We start from the raw sequence: 25,352 nt of genomic DNA, 5'->3' as shown, positions 1-25,352 counted from the left end.
CGCCGTGGTGCCAGGGTGCGCGACCCGCCAGGTGGCATCGATCGCTCGTCGACCCGCCCGATCGACGCCGAGCCGGCACGGCACGCCGCAAACCTCGCCCGGCCCCCGCACCGGTCGTTTCGGCGCGTCAGCCCGTGCGCTGCCACCGGCGCCGCTGACCGACGCGACAGCCCGGGATCGGTGATCGGCTTGGCACCCGGCAGGGGGACGGTGGAGGATACGGGGGTGTCAGCCGAGGCGGGGCCCGCGACGGCCGGGGCCCGGGACGGGGCCGTCCGGCGTGTCCGGCTGCCCGCCGACCGCCGTACGCCGGCCGCCGCCCGCGCCGTGGTCCGCTCGGTGTTGACCGAGTCACACCTGGACGAGCTGGCCAACGAGGCGCTGCTGCTCACCACCGAGCTGACCACCAACGCCGTTGAGCACGCCGGTACCGAGTTGGACATCGAGGTCGTCGCGGACGAGATCGGGCTGACCGTCACCGTCTCCGACTTCGCCCCCGGCTCGGGCGACGAACTGACCGTCGGCGACCGCAACGACTCCACCGAGATCAACGAGGTCTCCGTGCGGGGCCGGGGCCTGCTGCTGGTCGACCACTTCGCCAGTCGCTGGGGCACCACGTACCTGCCCACCGGCAAGGGTGTCTGGTTCCGGCTGGACCGCCCCGGCGTCGACTCGCCGTCCGGGGGCACCGTCGGCGACTCGACGCCGGCCAACGCCGGCCCTCAGACCAGCGCCGACGGCTCCGCGCCGAGCGCCAGCGCGATGAGCGAACTCATGCAGACCGCCCCCGACCTGTACGGGGACGACCCGTTGCCCGACTTCGCCACCAGCCTGCTCAGCCGGGTCGCCGAGATGGTGGGCGCGGCCGGCGGCACGATCCGCCTGGACCGGGGCGACGGGCAGGGTCGCCAGGTGCTGGCCCGCTTCGGTCGGCCGCCCCGCCCCGGCAGCGAGTTGCTCCGGGTGCCGCTGACGGTGCACCGCCCGTACGCCGGGGAGCTGGAGTTGGACGCCGCGCCGTCGGCGTACGCCCAACCGTTGGCGGTGCTCACCGCCGAGCGGCTGTCGCTGCACCTGGAGAATGACCGGCTGCGCCGAGCCGACGTCCGCCGGCAGGTGTGGTTGACGTTCCTGGCCGAGGCGAGCGAACTGCTGGCCCAGTCGTTGGACGTCGACCTGACCATGGCGCTGGTGCCGCAGTTGGTGGTGCCGCGACTCGGTCAGTGGTGCGCGGTGCACACCACCGACGAGTGGGGCCGGCTCCGGTTGGCGGCGGCCAGCCACGCCGACGAGTCGATGCTTCCGCAGTTGCAGAAGGTGCTGGCGGAGACCGGACCGGACTCGATCCAGGCCCGCCTGCGCGAGGCGTCCCGCAGCGCGGCGCAGATCCCGCTGGGCGGCCCGATGGAGGGTTTCGCGGTCCCGTTGATCGCCCGCGGGCAACGGCTCGGGACTCTGGCGGTGGGGCGGCACCAGCGACACCGGCACGACCCGGACGAGGTGGCCGTGTTGGAGGACGTGGCCCGGCGGGCCGCGCTGGCCATCGAGAACGCCCGGATCCACGCCGAGCGCCGTCGGGTGGCGCAGACGCTCCAGCAGTCTCTGCTGCCGCCGGTGCTGCCGCTGGTGGATGGGATCGGCTTCGCCGCCGAGTACGTCCCGACCGGCGACGACGCCGAGGTGGGCGGCGACTTCTACGACGTGGTGCCGCTGCCCGACGGGCGTTGGCTGGTGGTGATCGGTGACGTCTCGGGCAAGGGTGTCCAGGCCGCCGCGGTGACCGGGCTGGTCCGGGACGTGATCCGGGTGCTGGTCGGCGACGGCAAACCGTTGCCGGAGGCGTTGGCGCGGCTCAACGAGACGCTTGTCGAGCGCGGTGGTGGCCGTTACTGCACGCTGGCGCTGGCAGCGGTCGGGCCGAGCGCGGGCGACCAGTTGGCCGTGTCGCTGCACCTCGCCGGGCACGACCGGCCGGTGCTGCTGGCCGCGGCCGGCGGCGCCGAGTTCGTCGGCACCGGCGGCACCGCGCTCGGCCTGCTCGACACGATCACCTCGCCGACCGCGGAGATCACGCTCGCACCGGGCGATTCGCTGATCTTCTACACCGATGGTGTCACCGAGCGGCGGCGCGGCCGGGAGCTGTTCGGCACCGACCGGCTGCGGGACGCCGCCGCGCCCCTGGCCGGATATTCGGCCGACGTGGTGGCCGCCCGGCTGCGCGCCGCGGCGATCAACTTCTCGGTCGAGCCGCCCCGGGACGACATCGCCGTCCTGGTGCTCCGCAACGACGCGACCTGACCGTCGCACGGCCCACGTACCTCGGGTCCGCTCGGTAGATTGACGGCCATGACGAGCGTCGCGCAGGTCGCGTCGTACTCGCGGCCGGCGGTCCGGGCCCTGATCGCCGCGCAGTTCGCGACCATCGGTGCGTTCCTCGCCGTGCTGCTGCTCTACATCGGTCGGATGACGACCGCCGGCGTCGGCCCGGCCGAGATGCTGACCGGCGCGTACGACCCGAAGGACGTGATCCCGTTCGGGATGGATGGGCTGAACCCGTTTCTCTGGCTCTATGCCGTGGTCGGGATGCTCTATGTGGTGGGTGCGGTGCTCGGGCTGCCGTTGGCGATCGTCGCGGTGGCGGTGACCGCCCGGGAGCGCGAGGCCCTGCCCAGGGCGACCCGGTCACTGCTGCTGGCCGGCGCGGTAGGCAGCCTGTTGGTGCTGGTGGCCCGCTTCACCCCGGCGCTGTTGGACATGCACCGGTGGTGGATGGACTGACCCCAGCCGGGCTCCACCGCCCGGCGGGCTCACCCGGCCGGCTCGGCCTCACAGGCCGCCGGGGAGCCGTCCGGGCGCGAGCCGGTGCTCCGGATCCAGGTGCCGCTTCGCGGCCCGCAACTGGGCCAGGCCGGCCAGCTCGCCCCAGAGGTCGACCGCCTGGCGGACCGCCGCCGGAGCGGAGACCACCACGCAGCGGCCCTGCCGGGCCAGCAGCACCCCTCGGACGGCGGCCAGGATGGACGCCACCCGGTCGGCGGCCAGCGCCCCGGGCAACGCCGCGTGCACCACGCCCAGCCCGGCGGACCCGCGCACCGGCACCGGCGCGCCGGCCGCGTCGCGCAGCGCGTAGACGGCGGCGTGCAGGTCGCCGATCGGCACCTCCAGGCGCAGCGCCGTGTCGCCGGGCGCGAACGGGTAGCGGCGCCACCACGTCGGCGCGGAGTGGGCGATGGTCGCTTCCCCGTGCAGTAGACCGACCAGCCGCTCGGCACGCTCGGTGACATCGGCGGGGCCGCCCTCCAGCAGCACCACCAGGCTGCCGGCCCGGGACGGGGCACCGGCCCGACCGGACATCGACGGATGGCGCTCCCGGGCGGTGGCCGCCGGGTGACCGGGCGGGTACGGCGTACGGGGGCGGGGGGTGCCTCCGGGCAGGTCCAGCTCGATGGCCGACGGCTCCAGCCGAGCGGCGAGGATCGTCCGGACCAGGTCGTGCACCTCCAGCGGGGTCCACACCGGGCGGGACACCCAGAGCCTGCTCGCCGGCACCGGCTGCACCCGCATACTCGCCGAGACCAGCACGCCGAGCGCGCCCTGGGAGCCGCAGAGCAGGCGGGCCAGGTCGAGCCCGGGTGCGCCACCGCCGACGCTGATCAACTCGCCGTCGGCGGCCAGGTAGCGCACACCGAGCAGCTGGTCGCAGGGGCTGCCGTGGCGGTGGCGCAGCGGGCCGGCCTCGCCGGCGGCGAGCACGCCACCCAGGGTCGCGCCGGGTGACGGGGCGTCCATCGCGAGCCGCTGCCCGGTGCGCTCCAGGGTGGCCTGCACCGCCCGCAGTGGAGTGCCGGCCCCCACGTCCGTCACCAGCGAGTCCGCCGGTTCGTGACCGATGCCGGCCAGCCGGCCGGTGTCGAGCAGGATGTCGACCTGAACGGGGGCAGCACCCCAGTCGATCTTCGTGCCCGCACCTCGGGGCACCACCGCCAGGTCGTGCACGGCGGCCAGCCGCAGCACCTCGGCGGCGGCGTGCGGGCCGCCCGGGACGGCCACCCAGCGCGCCGGCCGCCCCGCCACCTCGTCGGCCGGCCCGGCCAGCCGGGAGAAGGGTGGACCGCAGATCGCCGCCAACCGCCGGGTGATCTCGAGGGCTCCGGACCGGCCGAGGGAACTCGCTGCTGCCGCCATGCCGGCCATCGTACATGTGTTCGAAAGCCGTGGCGGCGAGTATCGGGATGGCGCTGGTCCGGCGCACTGCGGCTGCCGGCCGGTAACGTGGCCGCCGTGACCACCGAGACTGCCCCGCCCGCGGCGAAGCGGGTGCCCAGCGAGCGCACCCACCACGGCGACACCGTCGTCGACGAGTACGCCTGGCTCGCCGCCAAGGACGACCCGGAGACGATCGCCTACCTGACCGCCGAGAACGAGTACACCGACGCGCGGACGGCACACCTGGCCGACCTGCGCGCCGACCTGTTCGAGGAGACTCGCCGACGCACCCAGGAGACCGACCTGTCCGTGCCGACCCGCAAGGGCGGGCACTGGTACTACACCCGGACGGTCGAGGGGCAGCAGTACGGAGTGCAGTGCCGCCGGGCGGTCCGCGACGGTGAGACCGACCCACCGGTCAGCGCGGACGGCGCCCCGCTCGACGGCGAGGAGGTGCTGCTCGACGGCAACCTGCTGGCCGAGGGGCACGACTTCTTCTCGCTCGGCGCGTTCGACGTCAGTCCGGACGGTCGCTGGCTGGCCTACTCCACCGACTTCTCCGGTGACGAGCGGTTCACCCTGCGGGTGAAGGACCTGACCACCGGCGAGCTGCTGCCGGACGAGGTGCCGGACACGTTCTACGGCACCGCCTGGTCGGCCGACGCCTCGGTGCTGTTCTACGTGACTGTCGACGACGCCTGGCGGCCGAACCGGGTCTGGCGGCACACCGTCGGCTCCGCCGCCACCGACGACGTGGTCGTCCACCAGGAGGACGACGAGCGGTTCTGGGTGGGGGTGGGACTGACCCGGTCGGAGAAGTTCATCCTCATCGACGTGCACAGCAAGGTGACCAGCGAGGTGCTGGTGATCCCCGCCGGCAACCCGACCGGCGCACCGGCCGTGATCGCCCCCCGCCGACAGGGCGTCGAATACACGGTGGAGCACCACGGCCACCGTTTCCTGATCCTGCACAACGACGGCGCGGAGGACTTCGCGTTGGCGTTCACCTCGGCCGACGTACCGGGCGACTGGGTGCCGCTGATCGAGCACACCCCCGGCACCCGGCTGGAGGCCGTCGACGCCTTCGCCAACCACCTGGTGGTGTCACTGCGTACCGATGGGCTCACCGGGCTGCGGGTGCTGCCGGTGGGCAGTGACGACGGGTACGACATCGACTTCCCCGAGCCGCTGTACAGCGTCGGGTTGGACGCCAACCCGGAGTACCGCACCGGCCAGGTCCGGCTGCGCTACTCCTCGCTGATCACCCCCGACTCGGTGTACGACTACGACCTGGTCACCCGGCAGATGGTGCTGCTCAAGCAGAAGCCGGTGCTGCCCGGGCCGGACGGGCGACCCTACGACCCGGCCGAGTACGAGCAGCACCGCGACTGGGCGCTCGCCGACGATGGCACCCGGGTGCCGATCTCGCTGGTCTGCCGCGTCGGCACCCCCCGGGACGGCTCGGCGCCCTGCGAGCTGTACGGCTACGGCTCGTACGAGGCCAGCATGGACCCGTGGTTCTCGGTGGCCCGACTGTCCCTGTTGGACCGGGGCGTGGTCTTCGCGGTGGCACACATCCGGGGCGGCGGTGAGCTGGGCCGACGGTGGTACGACCAGGGCAAGCTGCTGGCCAAGAAGAACACCTTCACCGATTTCGTGGCGTGCGCCCGGCACCTCGTCAAGGCCGGCTGGACGGCCAGCGACCGGCTGGTCGCCCGGGGCGCCTCGGCCGGCGGCCTGCTGATGGGCGCGGTGGCCAACCTCGCGCCGGACGCGTTCACCGGGATCGTGGCGCAGGTGCCGTTCGTGGACGCGCTCACCTCGATCCTCGACCCGTCGCTGCCGCTGACCGTCACCGAGTGGGAGGAGTGGGGCAACCCCCTCGACGACCCCGAGGTGTACGCGTACATGAAGTCCTACACGCCGTACGAGAACGTGGCCGCCGTGGACTACCCCGCGATCCTCGCGGTGACCAGCCTCAACGACACGCGGGTGCTCTACTCGGAGCCGGCGAAGTGGATCGCCCGGCTGCGCGCGGTCGCCCCGGACGGCGACTACCTGCTGAAGACCGAGATGGGCGCCGGGCACGGCGGCCCGAGCGGTCGCTACGACTCCTGGCGCGAGGAGGCGTTCATCAACGCCTGGATCCTGGACCGCCTCGGCCGCGCCTGACCGTCGGGTCGACATGATCGCGCTCGATGGTGGGAGTAGCCCCCTCGGCGGTTTGGGGAAGCCACTACTTCCATGATCGGGCGCGATCATGGTCATGTCGCGGATGCGCGGCCTGGCCTTTCCGGTCGCGGCGGATGTCGCAGCCTAGACTTCCGAGGTGACCGGGGCTACGGGTGGTGACGGCGGGGCCGCCGAGGAGGTCCGCCGACCGAGCGTCGCGGCGGTGGCGCGGGATCGCCGGGTCTGGCTGATCCTCGCTATCGTCGCCGGCCTGCTGGTCTGCTGTTGCTCCGCTGTGGTCGGCACGCTGATCGCGCTCTCCTCCGGCCTGCTCACCGCCTGACCTGGCCGGTTCAGGTCGTGCGCAGCTCGTCCAGGGCGGTGCTGGCACGCAGGAAGAGCAGGCCGACACCGACCGTCACCAGCACCGCGACCAACGCGCCCGCGCCGAGCCATGCCAGGTGCTCCAGAGGTACGGGGACGGCTCGCTGCACCTCAGGGAAGTACACGATTCGGGAGTACTGCTCTCGGGTGGCAGGGTCGCCACAGAGCGCCGCCGTGGCGTCGCAGACCAACGTCGACCCGCCGCCCGCTGACACCTCCGCCACGAGCCCTCGGCCGAGCAGCGTGCCCACGGTGAGCGCGAGCAGGATCGCCGGCACGGCCGGCGCCAACGCCTGCCAGGCCACCGAACGGCTCAGCGTGGCGCGGGGCACCCCGGTGGCGACCAACGCGGCGTAGGCGCGTCGACGAGCGACGATCCCCTCGACCAGCGCGACGATCAACCCGCCCGTCGCGATCAGGATGGCCACGGCGATCGCGCCGTCTACAAGATCCATGGTCGACAGATAGAAGGGGTTGTCGCCACCGTCCACCCCGGCGAGCCGGCTCTGCTCCCGCTCGATCTGGTCCTTGGTGGCGAAGTAGGCGCGCTGGGCGGCCGCGCCCCCACCCAGGATCAGGGCGGCGAGCAGCGCCGCAAAGGTGCGACTGCCCGCCCACGGGTCGGCCATCAACCGGCCCGCCGCGAGCAGGGCCGGGGCACGGCGGGCGTGCCGGCGCAACAACCGCCCGCAGTGGTACGAGATCCAGCCGGTGCCGATCACCACCCCGATCATCGCCGCGAACGCACCCGCCGCGAACAGCAGCGGCACCAGCCAGGCCACCACCTCCTCGTCGTCGGCGAACCGGTAGACCACCGGGCGGATCACCGCGAACGAGGCCACGCCGAACCCGATCAGGAGCCCGGCCCACGGGCCTGGACCACGCTCGCGGGCGGCCCTGCGGCTCACCCCGAGCGGGCCGGTGGTGACCGTCCGCAGCATCAGGGCGGTGGCCAGCGCCGCCACGACCGGCAGACCGAGCACCACGCCGGCCAACGCGCCGGCCAACGGCAGCACATCGGTGGGCAGGGCCAGTTGACCTCGCGCGTCCGGCCGATGCAGCAGGTCGCGGCCGACCAGGTAGACACCAAGCCCGACGAGCGTGCCGAGCAGAGCGGCCACGCCGGTCTCCAGCACCACCAGCCGGGTGACCTGCCCGGGCGTGGCGCCGGCCAACCGGAGCGCGGCCAACCGGCGGTCCCGTGCCGGCGCGCCGAGCCGGGCGCACTGACCGGCCAGCGCCAGCACCGGGACCATCAGCATCAGCAGCGCGAACGCGGTTCCACCGCGCAAACCGGGCTCCCGCAGCAACGCGTTGCGGTACTGCTCGGACTGCGCCCAGGCGTCACCGGCAGGTTTCTCGATGGCCAACACGGTGAGTGCCGCGAGCCCGGCCAGGGTCGCCAGCAGGGCGCTGAGCGCGGTGAGCACCACCCGGGCGGTGTCGGTGCGGGTGCCGGCGAGCGCGAGGCGGACCAGCGTCGTCGGTCTCACCGGGCACCACCGGCCAGCGGCACGTCGAGCCCCAGGCCGGTGTGGTCCACCAGGCCGTCACGCAGCACGATCTCCCGATCGGCGTACGCGGCGATCCGCGGCTCGTGGGTGACCAGCACGACGGCGGTGCGCTGCTCACGGGCGAGCCGGACCAGTTGGGTGAGGACCTGCTCGCCGGTGAGTGTGTCCAGCGCGCCGGTCGGCTCGTCGGCGAAGAGCACCCGAGGTTCGGTCACCAGTGCCCGCGCGGTGGCGCAGCGCTGCTGCTGACCCCCGGACATCTCACCCGGCCGGACGTCGGCCAGCTCGGCCACCCCGAACCGTTCCAGCCAGGTAAGCGCCGCCGTCCGCGCCTCTCGCCGCCCCGTGCCGGCGAGGAGCAGGGGCAGGGCGACGTTCTCGGCGGCGGTCAGCTCGGCCACCAGTTGACCGAACTGGAACAGCACCCCGAACTCGGTGCGCCGCAGCCGGGACCGGGCCGCCTCCGACCAGGTGTCGATGCGGTGCCCACGCCAGCTGACCTCGCCGGCGTCCGGCCGGAGGATCCCGGCCAGGCAGTGCAGCAGGGTCGACTTGCCGCAGCCACTCGGCCCGGTGACGGCGACGATCTCGCCCTCGGCCACGTCGAGCGTCACGCCGCGCAGCGCGGGCGTCGGGCCGTACGCCCGAACCACGCCGCGAGCCTGGAGTTGCGTCACGGATGCACCTCCCGGTGCCAGTCGGCGACCCGGCCCAGGGTGGCGTGCAGCCACCGCAGATCCGCGTCGAGGTGGGCGATCGCGAAATCCGCCGCGACCACATCGCTGAGGGTGGCGACCGGGTCGGCCTTGACTGCGGTCAGCTCACGCAGCCGAGTGGTGTGCGCGGCCCGCTGGGCGATCAGGTACGACCGGGCCCGATCGACGTCGGCGACCAGCAGCGCCACCACGACCTTGGCGAAGAGCGTGCTGGCCACGTACGGCATGGGTGGTTCCACCGTGGACAGCCACTGGTCCAGCGTGTCCCGCCCCTGGTCGGTCAGCGCGTAGGCCGTGCGATCGGGCCCGGCCACCCGGTCCTGCCCGGCCGCCGCCACCAGCCCGTCGCGTTCCAGGCGGCCGAGAGTGGCGTAGACCTGCCCGAAGGCCAGCGGCCGAGCCCGTGGCAGCCGCTCGTCGTGCGCACGCTTCAGCTCATACCCGTGCCGGCTGCCCCCAGCGAGCAACCCGAGCAGAACATGCGGCGTAGACACCCCGCCCACTATTCACCCAGCGAATACCCAAGTCAACAACCCACCCGAGCCCCACACGGTTGATCAAGAGGTTTGCGTCACCAGCACGCCGAAACTTGACTCAAACCTCTTGATCACCGAGGGCGGGGCGGGGGGGTGGGAGGGGGTGGGTTAGGGGGTTTGGGGCCAGGTGGGGGTGCGGCCGGTTTGGGTCAGGAGGTGGGCCAGGTCGGGGGTTGGGTCGGGGGTTGGGTCGGGGGTTGGGTCGGGGGTTGGGGTGGGGGTTGGGGTGGGTAGCGGGTCGGCGAAGACGCCCATTTTGCGGGCGGTGGGGCCCAATTGCTCCACCAGCGGGTGCAGCTCGGCCACCGCCTCCGGGGCCGGGTGGTACGGCTGCCCGGTGGCGACCGCGAGGTCCCAGCCGTGCACGGTCAGGTCCAGCAGGGCCATACCGCCGATGGCGGTCTGCGGCATGGGCATACGCGGTGACATGCCCTCCACGCTGGACGGGTCCGACCAGGCGTCGACCAAACGGCCGGTCTCCACCTCGAAGCGGTCCCGCCAGCCGTCGCCCAGGTGGTCGGGCTTCTCGGCCCACTCCACCTGTCGCTTCTGGGCCAGGTCCTGAAAGTTGATTACCACCTGGAAGAGATGATTGAGCAGGTCACGGACCAGGTAGTCGCTGCACGGTGTGGGCAGGTCCAGTTGGTCGTCGGAGATACCCCGCACCACCTCGACGGTTCGCGGCGCGGCGGCCGCCAGCAGATCGCTAGTCTGAGTGGACATAGGGCCAGCGTATGAGGGTGGTCTTGAACAAATGCGACAGCGACCGCGAGGTGACAGCCGGGGAATTCTCGACCCCGGGCGCCTGCTGCGCGAGGTGCGCTTCCGTCGCCACCTGCCGGCGGAGTCGCTGCGCCCGTGGGTCGAGCACTACTGGTTGATCGACTGGGTGTTGAGCACGCCGTTCGAGCAGCGGGTCGTGCCGCACCCGGCGGTGAACGTGGTGTTCCGCCGGGACGACGACGGGCCCGAGTCCGGCGAGGTGGCCGGGGTGGGCCGCGACCTGTTCCGGATCACGCTCAGCGGCACCGGCCGGGTGTCCGGGGTGCAGTTCCGTCCCGGCGGGTTCCACCCGTTCTGGGGCCGCCCGGTCAGTGAGCTGACCGGCCGTCGGGTGCCGCTGCCCGCCGGTCGGCTGACCCGCCCGGACGTCCCGGTGAGCGCGGGCAGGTCCCCGGGACCATCCACGTCGGCGACCAGCGACGACGAGCGCTGCCGGGCGCTGGACACCATCCTCACCGCCTGGCAGCCGGCGCCGGACCCGATGGCCGAGGAGGCGGTCCGGCTGGCCGAGGCGATCCGTACCGACCGGACGGTGCTGCGCGTCGCCGACTTCGCCGCGCGGCACGACGTTCCGGTCCGCCGGTTGCAGCGGCTCTTCCTGGAGTACGTGGGGGTCGGGCCGAAGTGGGTGATCCGCCGCTACCGGCTCCAGGAGGCGGTCGAACAGGCCGCCGGTGGCCCACTGAGCTGGGCCGATCTCGCCGCCGACCTTGGCTACAGCGACCAGGCCCACCTGGTCCGCGACTTCACCGCCGTGGCCGGGGTGTCCCCCGCCGCGTACGCCCGCTCGGTGCGCTGAGGAAGCCGAGAGAGTTGACGGATCAGCGGCGGCGCAGGACGACCACGGCGACGTCGTCCTGGATCTCCGGTGGGGCCAGTTCCACCAGCAGTCGGGCGCAGAACTGGTCCAGGTCACCGTCGACCGTCGCGGCGACCGCGGCCAGCGCGGCCAGTCCCTCGTCGATGGTGGCGTCCCGCCGCTCGATCAGCCCGTCGGTGTAGAAGACCAGCGTGGCTCCGGTCGGCACCACGAACTCCAGGTCGGCCGGGCGCGGGGCGCGGATGCCGAGCAGCGGCGCGGAGTGCTGCACGAACTCGACCTTGCCATCCATGATCAACAGCGGCGGGAGGTGCCCGGCGCTGGCCAGCTGGACCCGTCCGGTCGGCGGGTGCAGCAGCAGTACGCAGAGCGTCGCCACCTCGTTCGGCAGCAGGGTCCGCATCAGCTCGTTGACCCGGTGCAGAATCTCGCCGGGCTGGTGGCCCTCGACCGCGTACGCCCGCACCGCGTGCCGCAGCTCGGCCATCACCGTCGCCGCGTGCAACGAGTGGCCGGCGACGTCCCCGATCGCCAGCAGCAGGTGCCCGTCGAGCATCACCAGCTCGTAGAAGTCGCCGCCCACCTCGGTCTGCGCGCTGGCCGGCTCGTAGCGCACCGCGAGATCCAGACCGGCCACGGTGGGCAGCCCACGCGGGAGCAGGCTGCGTTGGAGGGTGACCGCGATCCGGTGCTCCTCGTCGAACGAGCGTTGCGCCTCCACGGCCGCCGCCACCGCCTGAGCCAACTGCTTGAGCACCGGGGTCCGCGCGGTCTGGGTGGCGGTCGGTACCACCACGTACAGCGGGGCCCGGTCCTCGCGCAGCCGGGCGGCGGCAACGGTCACCGTGTCGTCCACCGGCCAGTCGACGAGCGCCCAGTTCGCCGGGGCCTCCACCCGGACGGTGGCACCGGTCGGCACCCCGGTGTCGTCGACGACCCACGGCACCACGGCGGCCGCCGCGCCGGGACCGGCGCAGACGCCCGCGAGACAGTCACCGTCGAAGGTTTCGGCGATCACCGTCGCCGGGCTCTTGAAGATCTGGGCGGCCCCCTCGGCGGCGGCCTCCAACAGGCGCGCGAAGGTCGGCGCGGCGTGCACGGCCACGGTCGTGTCGGCCAACCCGAGCAGCCGCTCGGCGAGCAGTTCGGCGCGCTGCCGAGCCTGGTAGTAGCGCAGCACCGCCCGGGTGGTGGCGATCAGCTCCTCGGGCTCGATCGGCTCGGTCAGGTACGCGTCCGCGCCCCGGGTCAGCCCCTGGGCACGGTCGGCCACGTCCACGGCGTGCGCCGACACGTGGATGACCGGCATCGCCGGATGCCGCGCCTTGATCTGTTCGCAGACCTCGTAGCCGCTCAGGTCGGGCAGCCGGACGTCGAGGACCACCAGGTCGATCCGGTCCACCTCGACCCGAGCCAACGCCTCGGCGCCGTTCTCGGCCTCCAGCACGGTGAACCCGGCCCGAGTCAGCCAGCTGACCAGCAGGTAACGCTTGGTACGACTGTCGTCGACCACCAGGATGGTTGTCGGCATGCCGTCCACGCCGTCACGCCCCGCCGGTGGGCAGGGAGACGGTGAATGTGCTGCCTTCGCCCGGCGCGCTGGTCAGCTCCAGCGTCCCGCCGAGCAGCGTCACCAACCGCCGGGCGTACGGCAGACCGAGACCGGTGCCGCCGACCCGGGTGGCTCCGGGCACCTGGTAGAACTCCTCGAAGATCCGGTCGTGCAGTTCGGGAGCGATGCCCGGCCCGGTGTCGCTGATCTCGAACTGCCAGCGGTCGCCGTGTGGGGTGGCCCGCAGTCGCACCTCGCCACGCTCGGTGAACTTCAACCCGTTGTGCAGCAGGTTGCGCAGCACCTGGCCGAGCAGCACCTCGTCGGTGCGCAGCAGGGCCGGCCCGCTCGGCTCCTCCACGACCAGCTTTACCCCCGGGCGGGTGGCCAGCGCGCGCAGGGTGCCGCGCAGTTGACCGAAGACCGGGCGCAGGTCGACCTCGGTCAGGTCCGGCTCGATCCGGCCGGATTCCGCCTTGGCCAGATCCAGCAGTTCGTTGACCAGGTTGAGCAGGTCTGCCGCCGACGAGCGGATCAGGTCGACCTGGCGGCCCTGTTCGTCGGTGAGCGGGTCGGAGGCGGAGTCGGTGAGCAGCCGCCCCAGGCCGATGATCGCGGTGACCGGGGCGCGCAGCTCGTGGCTCACGTTGGCCAGGAACCGGCTCTTCGACTCACTCGCCGCGCGGAGCTGGGCCGACTTCTCGTCCAGCTCGGCGTAGAGGGCGACGACGCCGCGATTGGTCTCCTCCAGCTCCTCGGTGAGCTGGTTGTAGAGCGCCAGCACGCCGCGGTTGGTCTCGGCGAGCTCCTCGTTCAGCACGGCCAGCTCGTCGCGCTGACTGCGCACCTCGTCGAGTGCGGCGATGAGCTGCCCGTTCTGCACGGTCAGCTCGTCCAGCGCGCTGCCCGGCGCGGTGCGGCCGAGTTCGGTACGGAACTCGGCGAGCCGCTCCGGGGTCGGCGTCGGCGCGTTGGCCGGGACTCGTCGGGACATCCTTACGACCGTAACCCCCTGAACGGTCGACACGCTCAGTGTGTCAACCAGTCGGGACACCGCGCCGGACTGCGGTTGGTAGCGGCCGTCCGGGAGCGGGGACACCGGGGCCAGGTCGGCGCGCAGGTGGAACCGGCCGTCGGCACCCCCGTCGACGTGGAAGGAGACGTCGGCGCCGCCGACCGTTCGCAGTAGGTCCCGGGCGACCTCGCTGAGCGCGGTGGCGATCCGCACCTGATCCTGGTGTTCCAGGCCGACCACCGCGGCCACTTCGCGCCCCCGCTGACGGATCACGAAGATGTCCTGTTCGACTCGCAGCGCCATCTGCAGCAGCGGCAGCGCGGCCGACTCCCCGATCATGCCCACGACCTCGCAACCAGTACGCAGGCGTCGTCGCGTCGCACACCGGCGTCACGGAGCAGGGTCGCCGCCATGACCAACGGGGATCGCTCCGCCAGGCCCGGGTAGTCGGCCATCCGCCACCGGTCGACCACCCCGTCGCTGTGCATCACCAGCCGGGCACCGGGACCGAACGGGTAGTCGTACTCCCGGATCGTCGGTCGTTGGTGGCCGGCGATGCCGGGCAGCGACACCAGCCCCCGACGGCGGCCGTCACCCTCGACGACCACGCCGGCGATGTTGCCCAGGCCGGCGTAGTGCAGCACGCCAGCCTCCGGCATCAGCTCTCCGACGGCCAGCGCGGCGCCCCGGGTGTGCGACATGCTCCGGTGCAGGTGACCGACCACCACCGCCGGTGAGCTGGCCGGGGCGTCACGGAACGCGGCCAGGGCCGCCTCGGTGGCGGCGCCGGCCAGCGGGCCGTGCCCCAACCCGTCGCTCACCAGCACCTGGTGCCGCCCGTCGACGACCCGCACGGCGTAGCCGTCGCCGCTGATCGTCTCGCCGGTCAGCGGTCGGGTGAGAGCACCGGCCCAGGACGGCCGTGCCGCCTCGACCGGCCAGACCTGCACGGCGAGGACGGTGCCCCGGCCGGGCAGCGAGTATCCGTCGAACCAGCTGGCCTGCCGGACGATGGCGCCCAGGCCGATGCCGAGCGTGCCCGTGGTGGAGTGCCCGTCCTGGGACGAGACGGTCAGGTCGGCCATGCCGGGCCCGGAGTCGATGGCCACCAGCTCCACACCGGCCTGCCCGGCGCGGCGTACCGGCCGGAGCAGCAGCACACCGTCGTCGGCATGCTTGACCAGGTTGCTGGTCAGCTCGGCCGCGACGATGGCGAGGTCGGCGATGCGCGCCGCACCCATCTCCACCTGTGCGCCGAGGCGTTCGGCGGCACGCCGGACGGCGCTCGCTGCGCTGCTGGCCTCCACCCGGAACCAGATGCCACTGTCGGTGACCGCGTCGGCGTTCACCTGGACCACTTGGTGACCGTGATCCGCGTGCCGGTCTCCGCTGACGTCTCGATCTGGAACTCGTCGACCAGGCGGCGCGACCCACTGAGGCCGAGGCCGAGGCCGCCGCCGCTGGTGTAGCCGTCGGTCATGGCCAGGTCGAGGTCGGCGATGCCCGGGCCGGAGTCGGCGAACACGATCTGCACGCCCTTGCGTCGGCCGTTGTCCACGACCGTCACCTCGACCGAACCGCCGCCGCCGTACACCAGGGTGTTGCGGGCCAACTCGCTCGCCGCGGTGACCACCTTGGTCTGGTCGACCAGAGACAGCTTGCTGGCCACCGCCACGGCGCGGACCAGCTGCCGGACGCGCACCACGTCCTCATCGCTCCGGACCGACTGCGCCTGTGGCTGGCCCAGGTCGATGCCCGCGGTCACGGCGTGGCCGTCTCGGCGTCCGGATCGTCGTCGAGCTGGTAGTCGAGCTCGTCGGCGTGGGCCGCCGCGATCAGTTCCATGCCGCGCTCGACGTTCAGTGCGGTACGGATGCCGTTCAGCGACAGCCCGAGTTCGACAAGGGTGATGGCGACGGCGGGACGCATCCCGACCACCACCGTTTCCGCGTCGAGCACCTTGGAGATCGAAGCGATGGTGGAGAGCATCCGTCCGACGAAGGAGTCGACGATGTCCAGCGCGGCGATGTCGATGATGACGCCGTGGCAGCCGGTGGCGACGATCCGCTCGGCCAGGTCCTCCTGAAGCTGGACCGCCGTCTGGTCGGACATGTCGAGCTGGATGGAGACGAGCAGGATGTCACCGATCTTGAGGATCGGCACCCTCTCCATCAGGCGTCCCGGCGCGGCTGGCGACGGGCGGTCTCCACCCCGTTGAGCCGCAGCACGTGGCGCAGCGCGTCGGCGAGGCTCGCCTTGGTGGCGATGTCCCCGAACTCGATGCCGAGCGCCACGATGGTCTGCGCGATCTGCGGACGGATGCCGGAGATGATGCAGTCGGCGCCCATCAGCCGGGCGGCCACCACGGTCTTCAGGATGTGCTGGGCGACCTGGGTGTCCACCGCCGGTACGCCGGTGATGTCGATGATCGCGTACGGCGAGCTGGTGTCGACCAGGGTTTGCAGCAGCCGTTCCATGACGACCTGGGCCCGGGCCGAGTCGAGGGTGCCGACCAGCGGCACGGCGACGACGCCCTCCCAGAGCTTGACCACGGGCGTGGAGAGCTCGAGCAGCTGCTCGGCCTGGTCGGCGATCAGGCTCTCCCGGGTGCGGACGAAGCTCTCGAAGGTGAACAGACCCATCTCGTCGACCAGCTTGGAAAAGGCGACGTAGTCCGGCAGCGCGCTCGGGCCGCCGGTCTCCTGCACCAGCTCCGCCAGCACGTCCTTCAGCGCGAAGATGCTGATCGTGGTCTCGGTGGCGGAGAAGCCCTGCCGGGCCCGACCACGAGACAGCTCGGAGAGCGCGGCGCGCAGCTCGGCCGCGCTGTCGGCGGACAGGTCGATGGTGCCCTGCTCGCTGGTGGCGACGATGGCGCGGTGCAGGTCCTGGACCTGTCGGCGCAGTTCCGCCTGGCTCAGCCGGCCTCGCAACGAACTGGTGACGATCTCGGTCCACCGAGTCGTGACCCGTTCGTCCTGCCCGCTGAGCAGCGCGGCGAGCCGACCACTTTCTTCGGTGCTCAACGCCATTTCGAACCCCCTTGACCTGGACCGGGCGGACTCTATCACCGGGGTCTGATCAACTACTTGCCCCGTAGCAACGGAATGACGATGGCCACCGGATCACGGCTCCCGTTCTACCTCCGGCCGTGGTCGTGGGATACCGTTCCCCCGATAACAGGAGGTCTGGCGAATGTCGTTGACGGTGCACACGGAACAACGCGGCGACGTGGTCGTCGTGTCGGTCGCGGGCGAGCTGGACATGGCCACTGCACCGCAGTTGCAGGATCAGATCACCGACCTGCTCGACAAGGGCCGCAACCGGCTGGTGTTCGACCTGGCGGACGTCTCGTTCTGCGACTCGACCGGTCTGTCGGTCTTCGTCCGCGCCAAGAACAGCTGCGACGAGGCTGGTGGCGTGGTCCGGCTGGCCGCCCCGCAGCGCGGTGTGCTGCGCATCCTCGAGGTGAGCGGGCTGGTCGAGGTGCTGCACACCTACCCGACGGTGGATGAGGCAGTCGCCGGCGAATCCACGCCGGCTTCCTCCTGACCGCTCCGGCTCGTCACTCGTCCTCGACGTAACGGGGACGAGCGATCGCCATGCCCGCCGTCGTCTGCACGGCGAGGGCGCCCAGCAGGAACCCGATCGGCGCGGTCCAGCCGCCGGTGGCCTCGTAGAGGATGCCGACCATCAGCGGGCCGAGGGCGGCGATCACGTACCCGGTGCTCTGCGCGAACGCGGAGAGCGCGACCGTCCCCTCGGCGGTGCGGGCGCGCAGGCCGATGGCGGTCAGGATCATCGGGAAGGCGCCCTGGCCGATCGCCAGGAGGGCCACCCAGAGCAGCGCGGCACCGTGCGGTGCGAGCGCCAACCCCAGGTAGGCCAGCGCCGACGCGGTGGTCAGCCCGAGCACCAGCGGCCGCAGGCTGCCGAGCCGACCGGCCAGGGTGGGCATCAGCAGCGCGATCGGCACGCCGAGCGCGGTCACCCCGGCGAGCAGCAGCCCGGCCGACTCCGGCTGGAAACCGGCGTCGCGGAACAGCTGGGCCAGCCAGCCCATGATCGCGTACCCACTGAGCGACTGCGCCCCGAAATAGACGGCCATCGCCCAGCCGAGCCGGGTCCGCGCCGGCCGGACCCGCGTCGGGATGGCGCCGGCCGCCGTCGCGGTCGCCCGCCGCGCCGCGCCACGGGTCCGCAGCGCCAGCGGCACCCACGGGAGTACGGCCACCGCGGCCATCGCGGCCCAGACGCCCAGCCCGGCCCGCCACGACCCGAAGGCGTGCGCGATCGGCACCGCCGAGGCGGCGGCCACCGTCGTGCCCACTGTCAACGCCATCGTGTACGCCCCGGTGACCAGGCCGGTGCGGTGCGGGAAGTGCTGCTTGACGAGCATCGGCAGCAGGATGTTGGCGACCGCGATGCCGGACAGCGCCAGCGCGCTGGTGAGCACGAAGATCCAGGCCGAGTCGGTGGCGACCCGGAGCACCTGGCCGACGGCGAGGGCGAGCATGGCGACCACCAGCACCCGGGCCGGCGCCACCCGGCGGACCAGCCACGGGGTGAGCGCGCCGAGGCCGGCGAACGCGATGGTCGGCAGGGTGGTGACCAGACCGGCGGTGGCTCCGGAGAGGCCCAGCCCGTCGCGGACCTCGTCGAGCAGCGCACCGAGGCTGGTCACCACGGCACGCAGGTTGAGCGCGACCAGCAGCATCCCGACCAGCACCAGCGCGCCACCGGTCGCCGGGTGCGTCCGCCGGCCGGTGCCGGGGCCCCGCGTCGGGCGAGGGTCGACGGCGACGGGGGCGGGCAGCGCCGGAGCGGCGGTTGGTGGCGGGGTCATGACCCTTAACCTACAATCATGGGATGAATTTGGGACCGGTGATGTAACCAGTGCCACCGTCGGTTGAATTCCCCTCCGCGCCACCGGTGCCGCCCCGCGGCCAGCCCGCCGTGCCGCCTCGCGGCCACCGGGTCCGGCAGACCACCGAGCAACTCCGCGCCCGGATCCTCGGCGGCGAATGGCCCGTCGGCGGGCGCATCCCCACCGAGCCACAACTGGTCGCCGCGCTGGGCGTCGGGCGCAACACGGTCCGCGAGGCGGTCCGCGCCCTGGTGCACGCCGGGGTGCTCGAGTGCCGGCAGGGCTCCGGCACCTACGTGGTGTCCACCGACGAACTGGCACCGGTGGTCGCCCGCCGGCTCGGCGACGACCGGATGACCGAGGTCATCGAGGTACGCCGCGCCTTCGAGGTGGAGGCCGCCCGGCTCGCCGCGCTGAGGCGTACCCCGGAGGACCTGGCGGCGCTCGACGGCGCGCTCGCCCAGCGCGAGGCCGCCTGGCACGGTGGCCGGGTCGACGCGTTCGTCGAGGCCGACGCGGCACTGCACACGGCGGTGGTCGCCGCCGCGCACAACGCCATGCTCGCCGAGCTGTACGCCTCCGTCGGCACCGCCCTGCGCAGCACGGTGGCCGAGGCCATGGGCGGGGCGCTCACCCCCGAGCGTTACGTCGACCACACCCGGCTGGTCGAGGCGATCCGGGCCGGCGATCCCGGCCGGGCGGCGCTCGAAGCCGGCGCTTTTCTGGAACCCGCCGAACGGGCATAGGTTGTGCCCGACAGAAAAGCGGACACCTCGGGAGTACGAATGCTCAAGGGCTTCAAAGACTTCATCATGCGCGGCAACGTCGTCGACCTGGCGGTCGGCATCGTGATTGGTGCCGCGTTCACCGGCGTGGTCACCCAACTCACCAAGTCGTTCCTCGAACCACTGATCAAGGCACTCGGCGGGGGCACTGGCCTGTCGGCCGGGAGGTGGGAGATCACCAAGGGCAACTACATGGACTGGGCGGGGTTCATCAACGCCCTGATCACCTTCCTGCTCACCGCGGCGGTGCTCTACTTCTTCGTGGTGTTCCCGATGAACAAGCTGGCCGAGCGGCGGCGTCGGGGCGAGGAGCCGCCGCCCTCGGCGCCGAGCGAGGAGGTCAAGCTGCTCACCGAGATCCGGGACGCCCTGGTCTCCGCCGGTCACACCACCCCCGGCCAGCAGCGCGGGGCGCTGGACGACGTGCTGGGCCGGCGTCCCGAGCCGCCGACGCAACGCTGACCCGAACGGATGCACATCGGCCCCTGTGGGATTCCCGCAGGGGCCGCACCTTCTCGTACGTGTGTTCGATAGAGTCCCGCCATGGAGCAGCGAAAGCACTGGTGGAACGGGAAGTGGGGGCGGCTGGCCCGACGGGACGTCTTCCTGCGGGTGGACGCCGACCGGTGGCACGTCGAGCAGCGAGCCGGCGGCGCCGAGGGCATCTCCCGTTTCTACGAGTACGGCAGTGCGGACGAGGCCGAGGACACCGTCCGGGCGCTGCTCGACGGCCCGGACACCTGGCGGGAGCTGTCCCCCCGTCCGCCCGGCGGTTGGACCCTCCCGAACGGCTGAGTGGGCGGGCGGGCGACGGCGTTTAGCGGCGCGCCGCCCTGGGAACCGCAGCGGGATGGACCAGCAGGACGAGCAGCAGGCGACCATCTCGCGGATCACCACCGGGATGCCGGTGATCGACTCAGCCGGCACCGAGGTCGGCACCGTGGACCTCGTCCAGCGGGGCGACCCGAACGCGGTGACCGTCCAGACGCCGACCGCCGACCCGGGCAGCAGCCTGGACGAGCTGATCGAGGCGACCGCCGTCGAGGAGCCGGACGTCCCGGCCGATCTGGCGGCGCGGCTGCTGCACAGCGGCTACCTGAAGGTCTCGACCGAGCTGACCCGCACCGGCGCGGTCTACGTACCGGCCGACCGGATCGGGTCGGTGGCCGACGGCCGGGTCCTTCTGGCCGTCGGGGTGGCCGAGCTCCCGCCGGAGGAGTAGCCGCACCGCCCTGATCGACTCGGGTTCAAGGAAATCGGGGTGTCCGGAGCGTTGGGACAGCCCGACTTCATGAAATCCGAGTGGATCTTCCGGGCGCGGCCGGAGCCGGTGCGGCGGGGGCTGGCGCCGCGTCGGCCGGCGCGGCGGGGGCGGGTTGGTCCGGCGCGGCGGGGGCGGGTGGGCGGCGGTGGAAGAGCAGCAGCATCAGGCAGCCCGCGACCAGGCCCCAGAACGCGCCGCCCACGCCGATCAACGTCACCCCGGACGCGGTCACCACGAAGGTGACCACGGCGGCCTCGCGGGTGGCCGGGTCGGTCACCGCCGAGGCGAGCGCGGTGGCGAGGGCACCCAGTAGCGCCAGCCCGGCGACCGCCTCGATGAGGATCGGTGGGGCGACCGCGACCAGGGTGGTGGCCACGCCGGCGCCCAGTCCGAGCACGGCCAGCCCAGCGCCGGCGGTGACCGAGGCGATCCACCGGCGCTCCGGGTCCGGATGGGCGTCGGGGCCGGCGGCCAACACGGCGGTGATCGCCGCGAGGTTCACCGCGTGCCCGCCGGCCGGGGCGGCGAGCAGACTGGCCAGGCCGGTGGTGCGCAGCGCGGCACCGAACGGCGGCCGGTAGCCGTAGCCGACCAGCACCGCCATGCCGGGTACGTTCTGCGCGGCCATGGTGACCAAGAACAGCGGCAGGGCCAGCCCGACCAGTGCGGACGCGTTCCAGGCCGGCGCGGTCAGCGTGACCGACGGGACCAGTGCGGCGCCGGTCAGGCCGGTCGGCGGTGCCGTCAGCGCGATCGCCACCACCGCCACCACCAGCGCACCGGGCACGGCCCAGCGGCGGGCGAACCGGTGCAGCAGCAGCCAGCCGACCACCACCGGCCCGGCCACCACCGGCAGCTCGACCAGCGCGCGAACCGGGGCCGTACACAGCGGTAGCAGCACCCCGGCGAGCATCGCGCCGGCCACCGGCTTGGGGATGGCGGCCACCGCCCGGCCGAGGGGCGGGAACAGCCCGGCCGCGACGATCAGCAGGCCGGAGACGAGGAAGGCGCCCACCGCCACCGGCCATCCGCCCGGCGGCGGCCCGGTCGCCACCAGCAGCGCCGCGCCCGGGGTGGACCAGGCCGCGCTCATCGGGATCCGGTAGCGCCAGCCCAGCCAGGCGGCGACGAGCCCGGTGGCCACGCAGAGAGCGAGCAGGCCGGAGGCGGCCTGGGCGTCCGACGCGCCCGCCGCTCGGAGCCCGGCCAGCACGACGGTGAACGAGCTGGCGAAGCCCACCAGCGCGGTCACCACCCCCGCCAGCACGGGTTGCACGCGTCCGGCCACTCCACCCTCCCGACTGTTCCGTTTACGGAACGGAAGCGTGTAGCACGATAGCCGGGTGCCGCACCCACCACCAGCCCCGCGCCCGGGCCTCGACGTGGATCCCGCCGTCGTCGGACGCCGGGTCCGCGCGCTGCGCGAGGAGCAGGGGATCTCGCTGTCCACACTCGCCCGGCTCGCCGGTGTCGGCAAGGCCACCCTCTCCGGCCTGGAGCACGGCACCCGCAACCCGACCCTGGAGACGCTCTGGGCGGTCACCGCGCAGCTCGGCGTACCGCTGACGGCGGTGCTGGCGGAGCCGGCCGCCGGGCCCACCGTGCACGGCACCGCGGTCACCGCCACCCTGCTCGAGGCGTTCACCGACTCCGACGCGACCTACGAGCTGTACCGGATGCGGGTCGCGCCCGGCCCCGGGCAGCTCTCCCCCGCCCACCCGGCGGGGGTCACCGAGCACGTCACCGTCTTCGCCGGGGTGCTGCGCGCCGGGCCGGCAGACGCGCCGCTGACCGCCCCGGCCGGTGGTCATATCCGCTGGGTGTCGGACGTGCCACACAGCTACGCGGCGGTGGGTGACGAGGAGGTCGCGGCCAGCCTGCTACTGCGCTATCCGCGCCGTTGAGGCCCGGTCGATCGGTCACGCACCGTCGGGCCCGTCGACGAAAATCGCAATCATTTCTCGACCTAGGTGGGAGGCGTAGAGACGAATGCGGGTTGTTCTTGGCAAGCTTGACCCCATGACGCTGATCCTCCGCTCGGTCATCCTCAACGACATCGGCTTGGTGCGCACCAACAACGAGGACTCCGCCCTCGCCGGTGACCGCCTGATCGCCGTCGCCGACGGCATGGGTGGGCTGCCGGCGGGCGAGGTGGCGAGCGAGATCGTGATCCGGATCCTGGACGAGCTGGCTCCGCCCACCGACCCCGACGGTGCCGCCGACGCGCTGCGTGCCGTGGTCAGCACCGCCAACCAGCGCATCCACGCCGCCATCACCGTCGACCCGAGCCGGGACGGGATGGGAACGACGCTCACCGCAGCGCTGCTGGCCGGCGAGACGCTGGTGCTGGCCCAGGTGGGCGACTCCCGCTGCTACCTGCTGCGCGACGGGGAGCTGACCCAGCTCACCCGGGACGACACGTTCGTGCAGGCGCTTGTCGACCAGGGCACCCTCTCTCCCGAGCAGGCCCGCCACCACCCGCAGCGGTCCCTGGTGACCCGGGCCGTGCAGGGCGCCGACACCCCACCCGCGGTCGGTGTGCTCACCGTGGTCCCCGGTGACCGGCTGCTGCTGTGCAGCGACGGGCTCTCCGACTACGTCGAGGACGAGGCCATTGCGACGGCCCTGGGCATGTACGCCGACCGTCAGCAGTGCGGTGAGCAGTTGGTGAAGCTGGCCCACCACGCTGGCGCACCGGACAACGTCACCGTCGTGGTCTCCGACGTCGTCGCCCGCTGACCTCGTACGACTCACTCGGCGGCTCACCCGAACCGACTGGTTCGGGTTCCGCCGGCCACAGTAGGTGGTTGTGCCATCTAGCTTGCGCCGCTACTGTCCGACGCGTGGATTCCGACCGGCGCGGGCAGTGGCTGCGGGGGGTGCTCGACATCTGCGTCCTGGCCTTGCTGTCCGAAAGCGAGTCCTACGGCTACCAACTGGCCCAGGCGCTCGACGCGGCGGGCGTCGGGCCGATCCAGGGCGGCACGCTCTATCCCGTGCTGCTGCGCCTACAGAAGACCGGCCTGGTGACCGCGCAGTGGCGGGAGGGCAGCGCCGGGCCGGCCCGCAAGTACTACCGGCTCACCGACGACGGGTACGCGGCGCTCCGCGCCGGCGGCAGCGCCTGGCTCACCTTCGTCCGGCCGGTGAACGACATCGTCACGAAGGGGGTCACCCGGTGAACGCCGACGATTGGCTGCGTACGCTCACGGCCGAGTTGCACCAGCGCCGGGTCGCGGCGGACGCCGCACGGCACGTGGTCGCCGAGGCCGCCACGCACCTGCGCGAGGGGGGTGGCGACCCGTGGGTCGTCTTCGGCCCACCCCAGCAGTACGCGGGTGCGGTCGTGGAGAGCATCGGCACCGCGCCCGGACCGCGCCCCGGGCCGGTCCGGCTGCACGCGGCGGGCATCACCAAGAGGTACGGACGACGAACCGTGCTGCGCGACGCCACGCTGACCGTCCGGGCCGGACAGATCGCCGCCGTCGTCGGCGCGAACGGCTGCGGCAAGAGCACCTTCCTCCGGATCTGCGCCGGACTCATGTCACCGGACGCCGGTGAGGTGACCGTCTCCGGGCGGCTCGGCTACTGCCCGCAGTCCGGCGGCACCGCCGACTTCCTCCTCGCCGACGAGCACTTCGTGCTGGTCGGCGCCGGTCAGGGCGTGGCCCGGGGCCCGGCCCGCCGCGCCGGTCGGGCGGCGGCTCGTCAGCTCGGTTGGGAAGCGGGCGGGAACGTGCAGGCCCGCCACCTCTCCGGCGGCACCCGACAGAAGCTCAACCTGACCATGTCCACGCTCAGCGACCCGGACGTGCTGCTGCTCGACGAGCCGTACCAGGGCTTCGACCAGGGCACCTACGTCAACTTCTGGGACCAGCTCAGCAGGTTGCGCGACGCCGGAACGGCCATCGTCGTGGTGACCCACCTGCTCAACCAACTCGACCGGGTGGACATCGTGCTCGACCTGACCCCGGCACGTGAGACCGGGTGGCACGCGCCCGGCATCCAGGGAGGTCGCTCGTGAACCGGCTCGTCACCGTCGCCGAGATGACCCTGCGGGAGCTGCTGCGGCGTCGAGGCGTACTCCTGCTGTTGTTGTTGATGCCGTTGACCTTCTACCTGATCCGGCGGGACGCCTACCTCGGGCAGTCGGTTCGCTCGCTGCTGCTCGGCGTGGGCTGGGCGGTGAGCACCGCCGCGCTCTTCGCCACGACCGCGGCGCGCGAGTTGGAGCCGAGGCTGCGGCTGGCCGGCTACCGCCCACACCATCTCTATCTCGGTCGGATGCTCGGCCTGTGGACGGTGGGGCTGGTCATCTCCGTACCGTTCTTCCTGCTCCCGATGGTCGACGGCGCGGACCTGCGGTACGGCGGCCTGGCGGCGGCGCTGCTCAGTTCCGTCGCGGTGGCGGCGCCGTTCGGGATGCTGATCGGTGCGCTGCTGCCCCGCGAGTTGGAGGGCACGCTGCTACTGCTCACCGTGGTGACGGTGCAGATGCTGATCGACCCGGCCGGGTCCGGGGCGAAGTTGACGCCGTTCTGGTCGAGCCGCGAGATCGCCACCTGGACGGTCGACAACACCGACCAGGGCTACCTCTCCCGTGGTCTGCTGCACGGGCTCGTCGTCACCGCCCTGCTGGCCCTGGGCGTGGCCGCGGTGGCCAGCGTCCGCCTGCGCCGCCGCCGGCACCTGCGGCACCTGCCGGTCGGCTGACCGCCGCACCGCCACGGATCGGGCC

General features: G+C 72.7%; 28 protein-coding genes. 15 read left to right on the top strand and 13 right to left on the bottom strand.

All coding sequences use genetic code 11. The annotated features are described in order from the left end of the window. Window positions 1–225: 225 nt before the first annotated feature. Together AC5L30_RS04525 and AC5L30_RS04520 are read left to right on the top strand one after the other, a co-directional pair. Complete coding sequence (locus tag AC5L30_RS04525; RefSeq protein ID WP_494865570.1) at window positions 226–2,298, top strand: SpoIIE family protein phosphatase; 2,073 nt, start codon at window positions 226–228, stop codon at window positions 2,296–2,298. A gap of 48 nt (window positions 2,299–2,346) precedes the next feature. Beyond that, a complete protein-coding gene (locus AC5L30_RS04520; protein ID WP_494865569.1) occupies window positions 2,347–2,778 on the top strand; it encodes a hypothetical protein in 432 nt (143 codons plus the stop codon). A gap of 48 nt (window positions 2,779–2,826) precedes the next feature. Here the strand turns inward: AC5L30_RS04520 and AC5L30_RS04515 are convergent, their stop codons facing one another. Then, window positions 2,827–4,185 carry an FAD-binding oxidoreductase gene (locus tag AC5L30_RS04515; protein ID WP_494865568.1) on the bottom strand — a complete coding sequence of 453 codons (1,359 nt, stop codon included), beginning with the start codon at window positions 4,183–4,185 and terminating at the stop codon, window positions 2,827–2,829. Between the two features lie 96 nt (window positions 4,186–4,281). Between AC5L30_RS04515 and AC5L30_RS04510 the strand changes: the two genes are divergently transcribed. Together AC5L30_RS04510 and AC5L30_RS04505 are read left to right on the top strand one after the other, a co-directional pair. Next, entirely contained in the window at window positions 4,282–6,378 is a 2,097-nt protein-coding gene (locus AC5L30_RS04510; RefSeq protein WP_494865567.1) for a S9 family peptidase, read from the top strand. 157 nt (window positions 6,379–6,535) lie between these two features. Continuing rightward, complete coding sequence (locus tag AC5L30_RS04505) at window positions 6,536–6,721, top strand: hypothetical protein (protein ID WP_494865566.1); 186 nt, start codon at window positions 6,536–6,538, stop codon at window positions 6,719–6,721. A gap of 10 nt (window positions 6,722–6,731) precedes the next feature. Here the strand turns inward: AC5L30_RS04505 and AC5L30_RS04500 are convergent, their stop codons facing one another. The 4 genes from AC5L30_RS04500 to AC5L30_RS04485 form a co-directional block, all read right to left on the bottom strand. Further along, entirely contained in the window at window positions 6,732–8,255 is a 1,524-nt protein-coding gene (locus tag AC5L30_RS04500; protein WP_494865565.1) for an FtsX-like permease family protein, read from the bottom strand. Continuing rightward, window positions 8,252–8,953: an ABC transporter ATP-binding protein gene (locus AC5L30_RS04495; RefSeq protein ID WP_494865564.1), complete on the bottom strand. Its 702-nt coding sequence runs from the start codon at window positions 8,951–8,953 to the stop codon at window positions 8,252–8,254. Before AC5L30_RS04495 ends, AC5L30_RS04500 begins: the two co-directional genes overlap by 4 nt. Next, window positions 8,950–9,486, bottom strand: coding sequence for a PadR family transcriptional regulator (locus tag AC5L30_RS04490; RefSeq protein ID WP_494865563.1), 537 nt, complete (start codon window positions 9,484–9,486; stop codon window positions 8,950–8,952). The genes AC5L30_RS04495 and AC5L30_RS04490 overlap by 4 nt, the downstream gene beginning before the upstream one ends. A 150-nt stretch (window positions 9,487–9,636) precedes the next feature. Continuing rightward, entirely contained in the window at window positions 9,637–10,251 is a 615-nt protein-coding gene (locus AC5L30_RS04485) for a TIGR03086 family metal-binding protein (RefSeq protein ID WP_494865562.1), read from the bottom strand. 31 nt (window positions 10,252–10,282) lie between these two features. Here AC5L30_RS04485 and AC5L30_RS04480 point away from each other — a divergent pair, with 31 nt between their 5' ends. Next, entirely contained in the window at window positions 10,283–11,110 is an 828-nt protein-coding gene (locus AC5L30_RS04480; protein WP_494865561.1) for a DUF6597 domain-containing transcriptional factor, read from the top strand. Between the two features lie 22 nt (window positions 11,111–11,132). On the opposite strand, the gene AC5L30_RS04475 is transcribed toward AC5L30_RS04480, so the two are convergent. Genes AC5L30_RS04475 through AC5L30_RS04450 form a run of 6 tightly spaced genes read right to left on the bottom strand, consistent with a single transcriptional unit; the run spans window position 11,133 to window position 16,730 of the window. Next, a complete protein-coding gene (locus AC5L30_RS04475) occupies window positions 11,133–12,662 on the bottom strand; it encodes a SpoIIE family protein phosphatase (protein ID WP_494865560.1) in 1,530 nt (509 codons plus the stop codon). Between the two features lie 13 nt (window positions 12,663–12,675). Continuing rightward, a complete protein-coding gene (locus AC5L30_RS04470) occupies window positions 12,676–14,037 on the bottom strand; it encodes a sensor histidine kinase (protein ID WP_494865558.1) in 1,362 nt (453 codons plus the stop codon). Continuing rightward, on the bottom strand, window positions 14,034–15,047 hold the full coding sequence (locus tag AC5L30_RS04465) for a SpoIIE family protein phosphatase (protein ID WP_494866074.1): 1,014 nt from the start codon (window positions 15,045–15,047) through the stop codon (window positions 14,034–14,036). Before AC5L30_RS04465 ends, AC5L30_RS04470 begins: the two co-directional genes overlap by 4 nt. Beyond that, on the bottom strand, window positions 15,044–15,463 hold the full coding sequence (locus AC5L30_RS04460; protein ID WP_091395782.1) for an anti-sigma regulatory factor: 420 nt from the start codon (window positions 15,461–15,463) through the stop codon (window positions 15,044–15,046). Before AC5L30_RS04460 ends, AC5L30_RS04465 begins: the two co-directional genes overlap by 4 nt. Then, a complete protein-coding gene (locus tag AC5L30_RS04455) occupies window positions 15,460–15,870 on the bottom strand; it encodes an STAS domain-containing protein (RefSeq protein WP_494865557.1) in 411 nt (136 codons plus the stop codon). The genes AC5L30_RS04460 and AC5L30_RS04455 overlap by 4 nt, the downstream gene beginning before the upstream one ends. Further along, window positions 15,870–16,730 (bottom strand): STAS domain-containing protein, encoded by an 861-nt coding sequence (locus AC5L30_RS04450; protein WP_494865555.1) that lies wholly within the window; start codon window positions 16,728–16,730, stop codon window positions 15,870–15,872. The genes AC5L30_RS04455 and AC5L30_RS04450 overlap by 1 nt, the downstream gene beginning before the upstream one ends. Before the next feature lie 163 nt (window positions 16,731–16,893). Between AC5L30_RS04450 and AC5L30_RS04445 the strand changes: the two genes are divergently transcribed. Further along, window positions 16,894–17,250: an STAS domain-containing protein gene (locus AC5L30_RS04445; protein WP_196920593.1), complete on the top strand. Its 357-nt coding sequence runs from the start codon at window positions 16,894–16,896 to the stop codon at window positions 17,248–17,250. 13 nt (window positions 17,251–17,263) lie between these two features. Here AC5L30_RS04445 and AC5L30_RS04440 read toward each other — a convergent pair whose 3' ends face one another. Continuing rightward, a complete protein-coding gene (locus AC5L30_RS04440; RefSeq protein ID WP_494865554.1) occupies window positions 17,264–18,544 on the bottom strand; it encodes an MFS transporter in 1,281 nt (426 codons plus the stop codon). Between the two features lie 86 nt (window positions 18,545–18,630). Between AC5L30_RS04440 and AC5L30_RS04435 the strand changes: the two genes are divergently transcribed. The 4 genes from AC5L30_RS04435 to AC5L30_RS04420 all read left to right on the top strand — a co-directional run bounded on the left by AC5L30_RS04435 (window position 18,631) and on the right by AC5L30_RS04420 (window position 20,572). Next, window positions 18,631–19,311: a FadR/GntR family transcriptional regulator gene (locus tag AC5L30_RS04435; protein ID WP_494866073.1), complete on the top strand. Its 681-nt coding sequence runs from the start codon at window positions 18,631–18,633 to the stop codon at window positions 19,309–19,311. A gap of 39 nt (window positions 19,312–19,350) precedes the next feature. Further along, entirely contained in the window at window positions 19,351–19,812 is a 462-nt protein-coding gene (mscL, locus tag AC5L30_RS04430) for a large conductance mechanosensitive channel protein MscL (protein WP_494865552.1), read from the top strand. 81 nt (window positions 19,813–19,893) lie between these two features. After that, window positions 19,894–20,145 carry a hypothetical protein gene (locus AC5L30_RS04425; protein ID WP_238678688.1) on the top strand — a complete coding sequence of 84 codons (252 nt, stop codon included), beginning with the start codon at window positions 19,894–19,896 and terminating at the stop codon, window positions 20,143–20,145. Window positions 20,146–20,200: 55 nt separating this feature from the next. After that, complete coding sequence (locus AC5L30_RS04420) at window positions 20,201–20,572, top strand: hypothetical protein (protein ID WP_494865550.1); 372 nt, start codon at window positions 20,201–20,203, stop codon at window positions 20,570–20,572. A gap of 67 nt (window positions 20,573–20,639) precedes the next feature. On the opposite strand, the gene AC5L30_RS04415 is transcribed toward AC5L30_RS04420, so the two are convergent. Beyond that, window positions 20,640–21,902, bottom strand: a complete 1,263-nt coding sequence (locus tag AC5L30_RS04415) for a benzoate/H(+) symporter BenE family transporter (RefSeq protein ID WP_494865549.1) — start codon at window positions 21,900–21,902, stop codon at window positions 20,640–20,642. A 55-nt stretch (window positions 21,903–21,957) separates the two neighbouring features. On the opposite strand from AC5L30_RS04415, the gene AC5L30_RS04410 reads away from it, so the two are divergent. From AC5L30_RS04410 to AC5L30_RS04390, 5 genes are all read left to right on the top strand, one after another. Further along, window positions 21,958–22,518: a helix-turn-helix domain-containing protein gene (locus AC5L30_RS04410; protein ID WP_494865548.1), complete on the top strand. Its 561-nt coding sequence runs from the start codon at window positions 21,958–21,960 to the stop codon at window positions 22,516–22,518. A 115-nt stretch (window positions 22,519–22,633) separates the two neighbouring features. After that, window positions 22,634–23,353 carry a PP2C family protein-serine/threonine phosphatase gene (locus AC5L30_RS04405; protein ID WP_494865547.1) on the top strand — a complete coding sequence of 240 codons (720 nt, stop codon included), beginning with the start codon at window positions 22,634–22,636 and terminating at the stop codon, window positions 23,351–23,353. Window positions 23,354–23,457: 104 nt separating this feature from the next. Next, the gene (locus tag AC5L30_RS04400) at window positions 23,458–23,796 is read left to right on the top strand and encodes a PadR family transcriptional regulator (RefSeq protein WP_494865545.1); all 339 of its coding nucleotides are present in this window, start codon (window positions 23,458–23,460) and stop codon (window positions 23,794–23,796) included. Then, window positions 23,793–24,638, top strand: coding sequence for an ATP-binding cassette domain-containing protein (locus AC5L30_RS04395; RefSeq protein ID WP_494865544.1), 846 nt, complete (start codon window positions 23,793–23,795; stop codon window positions 24,636–24,638). The genes AC5L30_RS04400 and AC5L30_RS04395 overlap by 4 nt, the downstream gene beginning before the upstream one ends. Beyond that, entirely contained in the window at window positions 24,635–25,327 is a 693-nt protein-coding gene (locus AC5L30_RS04390) for a hypothetical protein (protein WP_494865542.1), read from the top strand. Before AC5L30_RS04395 ends, AC5L30_RS04390 begins: the two co-directional genes overlap by 4 nt. Window positions 25,328–25,352: the final 25 nt, after the last annotated feature.

Source organism: Micromonospora sp. BQ32, from assembly GCF_059358895.1.
The sequence above is the reverse complement of the archived record's forward strand: the minus strand, read 5'-3'. Positions and strand labels throughout refer to the sequence as shown.